Annotated in this window: 11 protein-coding genes; 10 read left to right on the forward strand and 1 reads right to left on the reverse strand. The window is 38.1% G+C overall.

Annotated elements, in window-relative coordinates; translation table 11 throughout:
• Positions 1 to 146 precede the first annotated feature (146 nt).
• From pseB to JMX96_RS06585, 10 genes are all read left to right on the forward strand, one after another.
• Positions 147 to 1145 carry a UDP-N-acetylglucosamine 4,6-dehydratase (inverting) gene (gene pseB, locus JMX96_RS06540; RefSeq protein ID WP_201568172.1) on the forward strand — a complete coding sequence of 333 codons (999 nt, stop codon included), beginning with the start codon at positions 147 to 149 and terminating at the stop codon, positions 1143 to 1145.
• The gene (pseC, locus tag JMX96_RS06545; protein WP_201568173.1) at positions 1145 to 2317 is read left to right on the forward strand and encodes a UDP-4-amino-4,6-dideoxy-N-acetyl-beta-L-altrosamine transaminase; all 1173 of its coding nucleotides are present in this window, start codon (positions 1145 to 1147) and stop codon (positions 2315 to 2317) included. Before pseB ends, pseC begins: the two co-directional genes overlap by 1 nt.
• Positions 2310 to 2999 carry a pseudaminic acid cytidylyltransferase gene (gene pseF / locus JMX96_RS06550; RefSeq protein WP_201568174.1) on the forward strand — a complete coding sequence of 230 codons (690 nt, stop codon included), beginning with the start codon at positions 2310 to 2312 and terminating at the stop codon, positions 2997 to 2999. Before pseC ends, pseF begins: the two co-directional genes overlap by 8 nt.
• Positions 2996 to 4096 carry a UDP-2,4-diacetamido-2,4,6-trideoxy-beta-L-altropyranose hydrolase gene (gene pseG, locus JMX96_RS06555; RefSeq protein ID WP_201568175.1) on the forward strand — a complete coding sequence of 367 codons (1101 nt, stop codon included), beginning with the start codon at positions 2996 to 2998 and terminating at the stop codon, positions 4094 to 4096. Before pseF ends, pseG begins: the two co-directional genes overlap by 4 nt.
• Positions 4093 to 4557 carry a GNAT family N-acetyltransferase gene (locus JMX96_RS06560; RefSeq protein ID WP_201568176.1) on the forward strand — a complete coding sequence of 155 codons (465 nt, stop codon included), beginning with the start codon at positions 4093 to 4095 and terminating at the stop codon, positions 4555 to 4557. Before pseG ends, JMX96_RS06560 begins: the two co-directional genes overlap by 4 nt.
• The gene (gene pseI, locus JMX96_RS06565) at positions 4558 to 5607 is read left to right on the forward strand and encodes a pseudaminic acid synthase (protein WP_370587174.1); all 1050 of its coding nucleotides are present in this window, start codon (positions 4558 to 4560) and stop codon (positions 5605 to 5607) included.
• Positions 5608 to 5638: 31 nt separating this feature from the next.
• The gene (locus JMX96_RS06570; protein WP_201568178.1) at positions 5639 to 9178 is read left to right on the forward strand and encodes a hypothetical protein; all 3540 of its coding nucleotides are present in this window, start codon (positions 5639 to 5641) and stop codon (positions 9176 to 9178) included.
• 115 nt (positions 9179 to 9293) lie between these two features.
• Complete coding sequence (locus tag JMX96_RS06575; protein ID WP_201568179.1) at positions 9294 to 10178, forward strand: UTP--glucose-1-phosphate uridylyltransferase; 885 nt, start codon at positions 9294 to 9296, stop codon at positions 10176 to 10178.
• A 3-nt stretch (positions 10179 to 10181) separates the two neighbouring features.
• Positions 10182 to 11861 (forward strand): glucose-6-phosphate isomerase, encoded by a 1680-nt coding sequence (gene pgi, locus JMX96_RS06580; protein ID WP_201568180.1) that lies wholly within the window; start codon positions 10182 to 10184, stop codon positions 11859 to 11861.
• Between the two features lie 37 nt (positions 11862 to 11898).
• Positions 11899 to 13284 (forward strand): UDP-glucose/GDP-mannose dehydrogenase family protein, encoded by a 1386-nt coding sequence (locus JMX96_RS06585; RefSeq protein WP_227676957.1) that lies wholly within the window; start codon positions 11899 to 11901, stop codon positions 13282 to 13284.
• Between the two features lie 101 nt (positions 13285 to 13385).
• On the opposite strand, the gene JMX96_RS06590 is transcribed toward JMX96_RS06585, so the two are convergent.
• Positions 13386 to 14873, reverse strand: a complete 1488-nt coding sequence (locus JMX96_RS06590; protein WP_201568181.1) for a phosphomannomutase CpsG — start codon at positions 14871 to 14873, stop codon at positions 13386 to 13388.
• Between the last annotated feature and the right edge of the window lie 34 nt (positions 14874 to 14907).

A 14907-nucleotide genomic window follows, 5' to 3' on the forward strand; every position in this document is an offset into this window, starting at 1 on the left:
ACTCGGAATTTCCTAGGACTTTAGCTAAAAATCAAGCTCTGAGTCAGCTACAATGCACAATTAGATAATTATTTAAGAGTATAATCACCCTATTAATGTAGAGAATCTTTATTTAAACAGGTACAAATACTTGAGGTTAATAAGAAATGTTAAGTAATTCAACGATTTTAGTAACAGGCGGTACAGGTTCGTTCGGACACAAATTTATTCCGATGACCCTTGAGAAATATAATCCTAAAAAAATCATTATTTTCTCAAGAGATGAAATGAAACAATGGGAAATGGCTAAACTGTTTCAAGATGACCCCCGTGTGCGCTTTTTTATTGGCGATGTAAGAGATAAAGAAAGGCTATATCGTGCTTTAGATGGAGTTGATTACGTCGTGCATGCTGCTGCTACCAAAATTGTTCCAACAGCAGAATATAACCCTTTTGAATGTGTAAAAACAAATGTACATGGGGCAATGAACCTAATTGACGCGTGTATAGATAAAGGTGTCAAAGGCGTAGTTGCGTTATCAACTGATAAAGCAAGTAGTCCTATAAACCTATATGGCGCTACTAAGCTCACTTCTGATAAGTTGTTCGTAGCAGGAAATGCTTATAGCGGACAGCATGTGACCAAATTCTCTGTCGTAAGATATGGGAATGTAATGGGTTCTAGAGGATCTGTCATCCCTTTCTTCTTATCAATTAAAGAAAAAGGCGAACTACCTATCACAGATGATCGTATGACACGCTTTATGATTACTCTAGAAGAAGGCGTTGAGCTTGTTTGGCACGCTTTTGAAGATATGGAAGGTGGTGAAATTTATGTCAAGAAAATTCCATCAATGAATATTATGGACGTAGCAAAAGCCGTAGCACCAGAAGCTAAAACTAAGGTAGTTGGTATTAGACCTGGTGAGAAGCTACATGAGCAAATGATTGGTGCTGAAGATTCTTATTATACTTATGAATACCCTGAGCATTTTAAAATTTTACCAACTATCAACAATTGGGGTCATTCTCCTGAAAGAGTTAAAGATGGGAAGTTAGTTCCAGAAGGTTTTGTCTATTCAAGTGATAATAATACTGAATGGATGCCAAGAGAAGAGCTTGAATCTTGGATACAAAAGAACAAAGATAATATCGGTAAAATATAATGAATTTTATTCCCTATGGTCGCCAAAATATTACAGAGGAGGACATTGACGCAGTCGTCAATGTTCTTAAGTCTGATTATCTAACGCAAGGTCCTAAAGTACCAGAATTTGAAAATGCAATTAAAGAACATTGCAATGTTGAATATGTTCTAGCAATGAACAGTGCTACTTCAGCCCTTCACGTTGCATGTTTGGCTTTAGACGTGGGGAAGGGTGACATTGTTTGGACAACTCCTATTACGTTTGTAGCATCTGCAAACTGTGCTTTGTATTGTGGTGCTACAGTTGACTTCGTGGATATTGATCCAAGAACCTATAATTTATCCATTCAGTCTCTAGAACATAAGCTCAAAGCTGCCAAAGAGCAAGGTAAATTACCAAAGGTAGTGATTCCTGTGCATTTATGTGGTCAACCATGTGATATGGAGAGGATATATCAACTTTCTAAAAATTATGGCTTTTCTGTTATCGAGGATGCTTCACATGCTATAGGTGGTAAGTATAAAAACCAGCCAATAGGTAACTGCCAATATTCGGATATTACAATTTTTAGCTTTCACCCAGTCAAAATAATTACGACTGCTGAAGGCGGTGTAGCAACCACGAAAAGCGAAGAGCTAGCACAAAAGATGGAGTTGTTACGTAGTCACGGTATTACTCGTGATTCTGATCTCATGACTCACGAACCCGACGGGCCTTGGTATTATCAACAAGTTGACTTGGGTTATAACTATCGTATGACAGAAATGCAGGCAGCACTTGGGGTTTCACAAATAAAACGACTATCAAGCATTACAAAAAGTCGTCACGAGATTGCAAATAGATATAATGAGAAATTAGCTAGGCTTGCCGTAATTGTGCCTTTTCAAATACAAGAATCTTATTCTGGTCTTCATCTTTATGTAATCAGATTAAAGCTAGATAAAATTAAACCTACGCACTTAGAGGTTTTTAAAGCTTTGCGTGCTGCTAATATTGGCGTCAATCTTCATTATATACCTGTACATCTTCAGCCTTATTACAGAGAACATTTTGGTTTTAAACTAGGTGATTTTCCACAAGCAGAACAGTATTACAGAGAAGCTATTAGTTTACCCTTGTATCCTGACTTATCGCAAGAGCAGCAAGACTATGTGGTTGAAACGTTAAAGGATATATTAGCTTATGACTAGTATAGCTGTAATACCTGCCAGAGGAGGTAGCAAGCGTATACCACGCAAGAATATAAAGAACTTCCATGGTAACCCTCTTATTTCCTATTCAATAAAAGCTGCAATAAACAGTGGGTGTTTTGACAGAATCATTGTGTCAACTGATGACGAAGAGATAGCTGAAGTAGCTATCAGATATGGTGCTGAAGTACCTTTTATTCGTAATAAAGAGCTTTCGAATGACTTCTCTGGTACTACGCCAGTAATCCAAGATGTTATTGAAAAATTGGAAAATACAAATATTGAATATCTATGCTGTATTTATGCTACGGCTCCTATGATATCTTCAAACGATATAATTACCGGTTTAAACACTATAAAGGCAAAACTAGATTGCGACTATGCATTTAGTATTACAAGCTATGCTTTTCCTATTCAGCGTTCTCTACTGCTGCAAAAAGAAGGTAGAGTGTCAATGCATAATGCAGAGATGTTTGATGTTCGCTCTCAAGATTTAGAAGAATGCTGGCATGACGCTGGTCAGTTTTATTGGGGAACAAAGCACGCTTGGCAGGAAGGATTGCCGATTTTTAGTTCAAACTCTATCGGTATCAAGATTCCTCGATATCGTGTTCAAGATATTGATACTTTAGAAGATTGGGATATGGCAGAAATTTTATACCGAGCTTGGAGGCAAGGTTGAGATCGGTAGGTTTTAGAGTTGACGTAGCTAAACACATAGGAACAGGCCATTTACAACGTTGTCTTACATTAGCTCGTGAATTGCAAAAGATGTCTATTTCGAGCATTTTTTTTGTCAGAGAATATGATAAAGAGCTGTTGGATTTAATCACTATTAGTGGTTTTATTCATCATGTTATTGGGTATGCTACATTTGCAAATATTCCTGAAGATCACTCATATTGGTTAGGAGTTTCTCAGGAACAGGATGCTCAAGACTTTATCAGTGCCATTTCTGAGCAACACATAGATATGATTGTCCTTGATCATTACTCTATTAATAACGTTTGGGAAAATATAGTAAAAAATGCAATATCTTTACCTGTAGCAGTAATTGATGACTTAGAGAACCGCAAACATACTTGCGATTTATTGATTGATCAGAATTATTGGCCCAACTTGAGTTCTAGATATGATGGTTTAGTATCTGGTAATTGTTTACGGTTATTAGGTCCAAAATATGCTCTGCTTAGAGATGAGTTTGTCTCTTTACGAGAGACCAAAACACAAAAATATTCAAGCAGGTTTGAGACTATATTAGTAAACTTTGGAGGCGTTGGTAATTTAAAAGTCTGGAAGGTTTTTTTACCTGCCTTAGTTAAGTGTCATAAATTTAATTTCCATATTATTACTGGCAAATTATCATCAGAAGATCTTGCTTATTGCAAAAATATAGTCAAACAGTCCAAGCATATATATTTAGAAGAGCAAACTAATCAGATGTCATACTTGATGAAAGTTAGCGACTTCGCCTTAGGTGCCTGTGGTTCTACAGTATGGGAAAGATTTTGTTTGGGTTTAAACGCTGCATTAATTGATATTGCTGACAACCAAAAAGACCTAGTAAGTTATTTGCATGAAAAAAATCTAGTGGATTATTTAGGAAACTTAAATACTATTACCGTTGAGTCTATATCTAGCTATTTAAATCGATTGTCAATAAGTAGTAGTAAGTATAGAGCACGTAAACATAGCATTACACATTTAGTAGATGGGATAGGTGCAAATCGAGTAGCCAAAGAGCTCATTTTAATTTATGAAAAAGGTACTGATGAATGATTAATGATGCACTTGAACTGATTCTGGTAAATGAGACCGACTTAGACTATCTATATAATCTTCAGTGCATAGAAGGTATACGGAAGTTTGCATTAGATTCTAATATTCCTAAATATGATGATCATATAAAATGGTTCAATAACAAGCTAAAGAGTGATACAACGAAAATTTTTAAAATCGTAGATAATGACATTATCATTGGGGTTGTAAGACTTGATTCATTATTAGACAGTACAGAATCTATAGCAGAAATATCTTTAACTATTGACCCCAAATACGCTGGTAAAGGCTATGCTAAGCGGACAATTAATAAAATAATAAAAGTCACTGACTTAGATGCATATCATGCTGTTATACATGAAAGTAATATTGCTTCTCAGAAAGTATTTTCTGCCAACCGCTTTAGTTATAACAGTTTGTATTGTCCAAAATTTAATTTATATATATATCGTAAGGGTTAACTGATGAAAGATTTTTTTATAGAAAATAGACAAATAAGCCCTAATCATGCTCCATATATTATAGCTGAAATGTCTGCTAATCATAATGGTAATATTGAGAATGCATTTCGAATAATCGAAATGGCTAAGCATTGCGGAGCAGATGCAGTAAAAATGCAAACCTATACAGCAGATACTATTACTTTAAATTCAGATAAAGAAGAGTTTCAGATAAAAGGTGGTTTATGGGATGGTCAAACTTTATATGACCTTTACCAATCCGCGCATACTCCTTGGGAGTGGCACAAACCTTTGTTTGACAAGGCAAGATCAACAGGTATTACTATGTTTAGTTCTCCTTTTGATACAACTGCAGTCGATATGTTAGAAGATTTGAATGCTCCAGCTTACAAGATCGCTAGTTTTGAAGCAATCGATCTACCACTTATTAGGTATGTTGCAAGAACTGGTAAGCCTATGATTATCTCAACAGGAATGGCTAACGATGAGGAGATAGCAGAAGCCATTGACGCTGCCAAATCTGGGGGTTGTGAACAGTTAGCTATCTTACATTGCGTTAGTGGTTACCCTGCTCCTTCAAGTGATTATAATCTAAGAACTATATCAGATATGCAACAACGGTTTAATCTGCTCACAGGGTTATCAGACCATACCTTGGATAACACTACTGCAATAGCAAGTGTAGCACTCGGGGCAAATATTATAGAAAAGCATGTCACCTTAGACAGAAGTGGCGGTGGTCCAGATGATAGCTTTTCTTTAGAGGCATCCGAATTGAAACACTTATGCGATGCGAGTCGTATTTGTTGGGAGGCATTGGGTAAGGTTGATTATGGACGTAAATCGAGTGAAGAGGGCAATGCACAATTTAGAAGGTCATTGTACTTTGTAAAATCTTTAAAAGCTGGTGATACGATTACTCCTGACTCTATCAGAAGCGTAAGACCAGGCTACGGCCTACCCCCCAAAATGTATGAGAATATAATAGGAAGAAAAGTTTTGACCGACATAGAATATGCTACACCAGTAACGTTTACTTTAGTAAATTAAATGAGTTAAATATAAATTTTGAGTTATATATATGTTGCCAAAAATGTTCAAAAAAACTACCAAACAAAAATTGTTTATATACTTTTTGAAAAGGGTTGAGGGGTTTTGGAGTCGAAAAAAACCTACTAATAAAGGTTACGAGTTTAATGTCCATGATCCGTTTGAAGTTATTGGTGAAGATACTGGCTATGAAAAGCTATATTTAGTTGGAGATAGTTGGTTAGAAGGATCTGATAAACCTATTGTTATTGCATTTGGGTTTAATGACTGGAAGTTTGGTTTTATAGCTGAGTATTTACCTCAGTATAGAGTAGCTTTCGCACCTAGAAAACAAGTAGATATGAAAGCTGTTAGATTACTCATGGGTTTATCTATTAAACCTAAACTGGCTTTAATTTGGGGCTACAATGAAAGTAAACTATTGGGAAGGTATTTAAAATTTATAGGCATTGATACTTGGAGAGCAGAAGATGGATTTGTCCGATCTGCAGATCTAGGAGCAAATGGTGTTACACCGTACTCTTTAGTTTTTGATAGAAAAGGTCTTTATTATAACTCTAATGGAACCTCTGACTTAGATTGTCTGCTAGACAATTATGAAATACCTATATCCACTGTCCATGAAGGGACGAAACTATTTAACTTTTTCATTGAGTCTAATGTTTCTAAATATAATCCTTTTTACACTAAAAAAGATATAGAAATTAAGACTAAGAAAACAGTTCTTGTAATTGGTCAAGTAGACAGTGATGCGTCTCTACGATATGCTAATATCGATAATTGGCAAGCTGAAGATGTTGTAAGGCTTGCTAAAATGGAAAATCCAAGTGCACAAATTATATATAGACCTCATCCAGAAATATATAAAGGCTATCAAAACTCAAAGTTTGAGTCAGATAAGGTTAAGTTCTTCGCTAGTATACAAAGTCCTGATGTAGATGTTATTGAGGCTATCAATAAAGCTGATCATATTTACACCATTTGTTCTCTTACTGGTTTAGAAGCAGTATTAAGAAATAAAAAAGTAACTTTGATGGGTAGAGCCTTCTATGGTGGATGGGGGCTAACCGATGATAGAGTTGAATATCTTGGAAGAAACAGAACATTAACAAAACTAGAATTGTTTATAATAGTTTATATTATTTATCCTAAATATTTATGCAATTTGGAGAATTCATTAGTTGGTCTCACTGCGACGATTTATAGGATTTCTTCAGATAAATATATTGGAAAAAACGTAGCTTCACAGAAAATAAGTTTAGAAGATAAAGATAGTCTCGTAATGGCTTCCAGCTCTTACAGTTGGCCGTCTATGTTGTTAAAAGCGAGTAAAGAAAAGGATGATAGTGCTTTTACTACCGTTTTAAGTAAGGTGGAAATAGGACAGTATTGCAATAAAAATTCTGAAATCAGTCAAAAAATAATAACTTATTTTCTTTTAGGTTTAGCTTTCAATGAATATAGTAGGAACTATTTATTAAATGTATTAAGAAATCATGTTTCAAGTAATGTTTATTACAACATATTATTAGAACTAAGTGTTCTAGGGTTTGAAAATGAATTAGATGCTCATTGGGTTTGGTGGTTAAGTGAGACAAACAATGACGACTTCGCTTTGGCGATTTTAGAAAGAAATACCTTAAAATCTAAACGTTCTAAGTTGATAAAGAACATATTAGAAGGAAGTGGACTGAACAATAGCTTTTCGGAAAAAATAGTTACTACAGAGCGTATTAACACTGAATATGATATTGACGAAAAGGTAGTAGGTATAAATTCGGTGAAAGTTGACCACGATGAATTTCCAGTCGAACAAGTCTCTAAAGCAGTTTTTGATATGTTCAATTATCAAATGAAAACACGAAAACTAGATGGCGCATTAGATAGTTGCTTGAAACTACTTTTACTTGGTTATAACTCTGAAGATACATTTAGTAAGTTATGTAGATTACTTAATCTTTTAGCCCTTCCAGAGGAACTAAATTCTGCAGCAAAAGTATATAAAGGATTGAATGTACTTAGTAGCAATAGAAACCCTATTGTTCAGGAAATGTTGTCCTATCAGAACACTGGTTTTAGAAGTGATGAAGACTTACTAACTTTTATCATTAATTTGGTGAATCTGAAACCAAATTTGATTGTAGCTGCCAAGTATTTACTTCACAATTTCTTAAGTAATAAAGAACTCTTAAGTGAGTATCTCATGATTATTAATAACCAGTTAAATTTTGATAATGATATAGACACTAGGAAGATACAAGCTTATATAGCTGTTGAAAGATTTGAAAAAGCAGAATCTACTTCTTTAAAATTATTAAATAATAGTAAATCTATACCTACATTAGTGCAGTATTCTCAATCGTTATCTTACAATAATAAGATAGCTACAGCTGTCAGTTTAATGGAAGACTCACTAGAGACGACTTTTACTAAATTAAATGTACAAGAGTTATTAAGGTTATATGTATTATCATCAAATTATGAAAAATCACTTGCTTTAGTGCATAGAGCAGAAAGAAGGGGTTTGCAAATTGGTGATATGCATTTAAGAAAAGCGTACTTTGGTAATCGTCTACTTTACGATGCATTTTACACCTTTACTCAAATTAAAATTACTGAATTTACTAAAATTTATTATAAAGATAAATATGTAGATTTTTCCCAAAAAGATTTTAAGGGGTTTGACAAGGTTTTGTTACTTGCTATATTTGGTCCGGGTGATGAGATAAGATTTGCTTCCATTTATAATTCTATTTGTCGAAAGTTTGCGGGTAAAGAAATATATATGTCTTGCTCGCCAAGATTGAAAAACCTGTTAAGTTATTCTTTTAAGAATATAACATTTATAGGAGTGCCAAGACCTAGAAGTACTGATTTGATTAATCTGAATGAATATACCAAAGTTCCAGGCTCTGACCTCTTTCAATCTATAAATAATGATATAGTCGATGTAATAGAAAATGTGGATGCTATTTGTTATGTTACAGATATGCTGCATGTCGTTAGGCATGGATATGAAGATTTTAAAGGCAATCAGTATCTACACTGTGCTCCTGAACTTAAACTAACATATAAAGAAAAAATTCCAAAAGATAAAAAGATTGTTGGTCTTAGTTGGAGAAGTAGCCTTTCTACAACGGCGAGAAATGAACACTACTTGAGCGTTGAAGAGCTTGAACCTTTATTTACCATTGAAAATGTCCAATTTGTAAACTTACAATATGACGAATGTAATGAAGAACTAGAATGGATTAATTCTCGATATCCAGGCAAGATTATGAACTTTGAGGATTTAGATCAATACAATGATTTTGACGGTGTCGCTGCTTTAATGTCTTGTATGGACCTGATTATAGCTCCAGCGACAACTGTAGTTGAGCTTGCTGGTGCGCTTGGCATTAATACATGGTTATTCTCCAATTCATCAGAAATTGATTGGCGAAAAATTAATAGTGCAGGAACAGATGTTTGGCATAATTCGATTACAATTGTCGATGTTCCAGAGAAAGGCAATAAGAAAGCTTTATCTGAAGAGATATGCAAGAGATTGGTCTATTTTGCAGAGACATGATACCTAATTGTGTTTTTATTAACTAAGAGCCTATAAATATAGGCTCTTAGTTAAAGTTGTCTAAATAACTATTTTCTTCGAAAATAGCTTTCATTGCTACTTGAGCATTACTCTTATGAAAAAAATCACTCACGCTGTTATTCCTGTCGCAGGCTTTGGTACTCGTATGTTGCCATTGTCGAAATCTGTGCCAAAAGAGTTGTTACCGCTTGGCAATCGTTCTGCTATTCATTACGTGGTTGAAGAGGCCATCGCTGCGGGTATCAAGCATATTGTCTTGGTCGGTCATGCGCAAAAGAGCGCGATAGAAAACTACTTTGATATCAATGCGGAATTGGATAATCAATTACGTCATAAAGGCAAAGATGAGTTGGCTGATAGCTTGAACTGGTTGCCAGAAGACGTAACGGTATCGATGATACGTCAAGGTAAAGCGTTAGGTTTGGGACATGCAGTACTTGCTGCTCGACCAATCATTGGTGAGCATGACTTTGCCGTATTACTGCCTGATGTCGTGCTTGATCCATTTACCACTGATATGTCTGCTGATAATTTGGCCTTTATGTTGGATGCCTTTGCTACAGATGGTCATTCACAGATATTGGTTGATCAAGTAGCAGATGAAGACGTACATAAATACGGTATTGCTCAACTAGATGGAAAACTCAGTGATACTAATGACATTGATGAAGAAGTAAATACTAATGTTAGCTTTAAAGTGGCTGGCTTTGTAGAAAAGCCTAATTTAGCTGATGCTCCTTCAAATCTGGCTGTGGTAGGACGCTATGTATTCAGCAACCAGATCTTTGATTACTTAGTCAATACTAAAGCATCAGTTGGCGGTGAGATTCAGCTGACAGATGCGATTGACGCGCTCATCAGTGAATATGGTGTCCATGTCACAACTATGCGTGGTGATAGCTACGATGCAGGCGATATGCGCTCGTATATGCAGGCATTTATCTACTTTGCTGAGCAGCAATTAGCAGATGATGAGTAGCTGATGAATGACATAAGAAGCGACAAGGCCTATAGCAGTGCTCGACATTCTAAATACTGGCAGCAACTACAAACGCTTGCAAAGCACCCGTGGTCGCTTGCACAGCTATTCGCGCAAGATGATAAGCGTGCCAAGCATTTCAGTGTGCAGGCTGGTGCGCTGTATATGGACTTTAGCAAGCAGCGTATCGATCAGGCAGTATTGTCTAACTTACTGAGTTTGGCTGATAGCTGTGAGCTGGATGCTCGTATTGATGCGTTACTACAAGGGGCGATGGTAAATACCAGCGAGCAGCGAGCTGCATTGCACACAGCATTACGATTGCCAGACACAGCGACATTACAAGTCGATGGACAAAATATCGTCGCTGATGTACATCATAGTTTGGCACAAGTAGCACGCCTCTCAGAGCGCGTGCGCAATGGCACGTGGCGCGGGTTTTCGGGCAAGGCAATTACAGATGTCGTCAATATTGGGGTAGGGGGTTCTGATCTTGGCCCACTTATGGCAACTACGGCGCTTGATGAATGGGCAGATACCAGTATTGAGGTGCATTTTGTCTCCAATATGGACGGTACTCAGCTTGATAACTTGCTCAAGCATTTAAATCCTGAGACCACACTATTTATTATCTCTTCCAAATCCTTCGGGACAGTTGATACTTTATCGAATGCCAAGACAGCATTATCTTGGCTACTTGCGACGGCAAAACTCCGTGCAGGTACAGAAGATAGTGTATTGCGTCGACACTTCATCGGCATCTCAGCCAATAGTGAAAAAATGAGTGCTTGGGGAATTCATCCTGAGCATCAGTTGCAGCTTTGGGAGTGGGTCGGCGGTCGCTTTTCTTTATGGTCAGCGATAGGACTTGCCATTGCTATCCGTATTGGAATGAGTAGCTTTAAGGCTTTATTGAGCGGTGCTCATAGTATGGATGAGCATTTTGCACAGGCGGACTTTGCTAATAACTTACCAGTGCTGCTAGGCTTGCTAGCTGTTTGGAACAGTACTTTTCTACAAGTAAATGCGCATACTGTATTGCCTTATGACGGTCGATTGGGATATTTACCCAGCTATCTTACTCAGCTAGAGATGGAGAGTAATGGTAAGTCCGTTACTCGGAATGGGGATCATATTGACTATGATACGTGTCCAATTCTATGGGGTGAAATTGGCTCAAATGCACAGCATGCATTCTATCAGCTGCTACACCAAGGCACGCAGCAGGTTTCCTGTGACTTTATCGCTTGTGTACGTCGCTACGGTGATGAGGCGCGAAACTCCTCATTGCAGCAACAGCACGAATTGTCTTTAGCAAATTGTTTGGCGCAAAGTCGAGTATTGGCATTTGGCAATGCTGCTGTAACAGATCTGGTCGATCCACAGACAGTTTCCGAAGCAGACAAATATAAGTATTACCGTGGTAACCAACCTTCAACCACGTTACTGATTGATGAGCTGACGCCGCATAGCTTAGGCGCATTGATAGCGCTTTACGAGCATAAGGTCTATGTCATGGCCAGCATTTGGGATATCAATCCGTTTGATCAATGGGGCGTCGAGATGGGCAAGCAAATGGCAGACTCCGTACACCATGCTATGCAGCATATTCAGAAAGATGCTCAAGGTCTATTCGATACGTCTACTGACCAATTACTACAGCGTATTAAACAGCTGTCTTAGTAGTATTGATACGTCAATAATATAGGAAAGCACGCTCATGGAGACGGCTCTAGATGGTAGCCATATGAATAAATATAACAAGAAATCTGAACCAAACCAGTTAACTGATTCCACAGTTTGTGTGCTTATTGGTCACAGCATAGAGGCGATTACCACTGCAGTGGTGCTAGCAAGTTTCGGTCAGTGTGTACATCTTTACGCAGACAAGGCGCTACTGACGCAGCAGATACAACAGTATGGTTTTGAGCATCATCTGCAAGCGCTGTGGCAAATGTATGAGCAGCAGCAGGTTATTACTAGTAAGGAATTACCAGTTAGTGCCGATATGCTAATAAAAGGCTACGAAGCAGCTGGTCATAACGAAACTGATGCTCAAAGTACGGTGGTGCTTTACTGGCTGTTTTTAGACAGTATTAAGCTAGCATGGACAGAAGACAATTGGATTACCGCGTTTAATCGAAGCCATCAGCAGGCGCTACCTGTGATTATGAGCGGCATTGAGCAATTAGGCCATGTAGCCGGTTTGGCTCAGCGCCTACAACGTGCTTGGGTCTATTATGTGCCGTTTGTATTCTTACAAGATGGCGATGCTTATAGCTCGATGTTGAATCCTTCGTTATGGCTATTGGGTGAAAAGTCAGCAAGTAGCAGCCAGCACTTAGATGTGTTGAAGCCTTTAATGCAGCACGCACGTGCTACCCATCATGCGGATATCGCAACGATAGAGTTTGCCCGCAGTAGTATCATGGCGATGCTAGCGACTAGAGTGAGCTTTATGAATGAGATGTCACGTTTGGCTGATAGTCAAAATGTCGATATCAGTCAAGTCAGTCGCATTATGGGATTGGATGAGCGGGTAGGTAGTAGTTATCTAAAAGCAGGGTGGGGCTTCGGTGGTAATACTTTGCCTACCGAGCTGGCTAAATTGCAACAATCAAGCCACACACACAGTTTGGATATGCCTTTATTACAATCTATTATGCATATTAATGAAGATCAGAAAGAGCTGATATTCCGTAAATTTTGGCAATATTTTGATGGGTTCATTGATAATAAAACAGTCATGATTTGGGGCGGTAGTTATAAATCAGGTTCAGGACGTACTGCTGGCTCAGCTATCCATCCGTTATTAGCATTACTGTGGTCTTATAATATTCGTACACTAGTTTATAGTGATAAGGCACAGCACGAGCTTGCCGAGCTTTATCAGCAACAACCATTGCTTGAGCTGATTACTAGTCCCTATCAACAGCTTTGCGATACCCATGCTATTTTCATCGTTAGTTGGTCACCACGAGATCAATTGGATATTGGCAAAATCAATCAACAAGCCATGCCAGTATTTGATGCGCAAAATGCCCTGACACGCTCGCAAATTAATAGCTTAGTAGGTGACTATATGGGTATTGGTCGAACTAAATAGTTTGATTTAAGGTTTTCTGTGTATAGAAAAAAGGCTCGCTAATACTCATTAGCGAGCCTTTTTCGACTGACAATCAGAATTATTTTACTGGGGTAATCACTTTATGCTGGTACGGCACCTTGTGTTGCTAGCCATTGCTGAATCTCTTGAGTTTTAGCAGCCAGTAACGGTTGATCACCGCGACTTTCGATATTTAATCTAATAAGTGGTTCGGTATTCGATGCACGTAGATTGAAGCGCCAGTCACCAAAATTCAGACTTAAACCATCAAGTGTCGATTTAATTGGGCCCTGTAAGCTGAACTTTTCTTCAATAGCGCTGATAATAGCCGAAGCATCATGAGTTGTGAGACGAAAGTTTAGCTCACCTGAGCTGGGATAGGCGGCAATATAGCCTGTGACCAATTCGGATAGTGTTCTACCAGTGATAGACAATAGCTCAATGGTCAATAACCATGGAATCATGCCACTATCGCAATAGAAGAAGTCGCGGAAATAGTGATGGGCAGACATTTCACCGCCATATACAGCACCTGAGTCCCGCATGACTTGCTTGATAAATGAGTGTCCAGATTTACTAATGACAGCCTTACCATTATGTTCATCTATCACTGCTTCGGTATTATAAATTACCCGTGGATCATAGACGATTGACTCGCTTGGGTATTTATTCAAAAATGCTTGAGCGAGCATGCCGACGATGTAGCTACCATCAATAAATTCGCCACGTTCATCGAATAGGAAGCAGCGATCAAAGTCCCCATCAAAAGCAATACCAAGATCCGCGTTGTTTTCCAAAACGGCTTGCTGGGTAGCCACTCTATTAACTTCAATCATTGGGTTGGGGATGCCGTTAGGAAAGCTACCATCTGGTGTATGATGCAATTTAATCACTTCAATCGGTGCATCTGCTTGTGCTAATTTATCGATTAATAAATCGACCACAGGACCTGCACTACCATTGCCTGAATTAACGACCAGTTTGAGTGGTTTTAGTTTATCAGTATCGATAAAAGTCATAACATGATCGATATACGCGCTTTTATCCGTCAATAACTGCAACTTTCCTGTCTGATTATCCGTAGTGAATTGCCCAGATTCTGCCAGTGCTTGAATCTCTGCCAGACCGTCATCGGCACTGATTGGTTTTGAATGTTCTTTAACCAGTTTTAGGCCATTATAGTTGATAGGGTTGTGACTGGCAGTCACTTCGATACCACCTAACGCCTGATAGTGACTGGTGGCAAAATATACTTCTTCCGTACCGCTCATACCCAAGTCAATCACATCAACGCCTGCATCCATCATACCTGTGATAGCTGCTTGCTTTAATTGCTCACTAGAGTGGCGGATATCACTACCAATGACGATAGCTGGTTTTAGATCTACTATATCATCGGCTTGGGTTTGAGCTGCTGCCTGATAACGCTGATATAAAATCTGTGCGAACGCGCGCCCGATACGGTAGGAAATCTCTTCATCGAGATTGACCCCAAGCTCACCGCGAATGTCATAGGCTTTAAATGAGCTGATAGTAATAGGGTCGAATTTTGCGGTTGGTTGATAGCTGGTGGTCGCAGAAGTGGGCATAATGATAAAGTTCCTCGCGCATGAGCAGTGGTAA

It is taken from the genome of Psychrobacter sp. JCM 18900 (assembly GCF_904846625.1).
In the GTDB taxonomy this organism is placed as follows: domain Bacteria; phylum Pseudomonadota; class Gammaproteobacteria; order Pseudomonadales; family Moraxellaceae; genus Psychrobacter.

Bases quoted from the DNA above. Each gene is read 5' to 3' on its own strand.
- pseB (WP_201568172.1), top strand. From the start codon at position 147: ATGTTAAGTAATTCAACGATTTTAGTAACAGGCGGTACAGGTTCGTTC.
- pseC (WP_201568173.1), top strand. From the start codon at position 1,145: ATGAATTTTATTCCCTATGGTCGCCAAAATATTACAGAGGAGGACATT.
- pseF (WP_201568174.1), top strand. From the start codon at position 2,310: ATGACTAGTATAGCTGTAATACCTGCCAGAGGAGGTAGCAAGCGTATA.
- JMX96_RS06560 (WP_201568176.1), top strand. From the start codon at position 4,093: ATGATTAATGATGCACTTGAACTGATTCTGGTAAATGAGACCGACTTA.
- JMX96_RS06570 (WP_201568178.1), top strand. From the start codon at position 5,639: ATGTTGCCAAAAATGTTCAAAAAAACTACCAAACAAAAATTGTTTATA.
- JMX96_RS06575 (WP_201568179.1), top strand. From the start codon at position 9,294: ATGAAAAAAATCACTCACGCTGTTATTCCTGTCGCAGGCTTTGGTACT.
- pgi (WP_201568180.1), top strand. From the start codon at position 10,182: ATGAATGACATAAGAAGCGACAAGGCCTATAGCAGTGCTCGACATTCT.
- JMX96_RS06585 (WP_227676957.1), top strand. From the start codon at position 11,899: ATGGAGACGGCTCTAGATGGTAGCCATATGAATAAATATAACAAGAAA.
- JMX96_RS06590 (WP_201568181.1), bottom strand. From the start codon at position 14,873: ATGCCCACTTCTGCGACCACCAGCTATCAACCAACCGCAAAATTCGAC.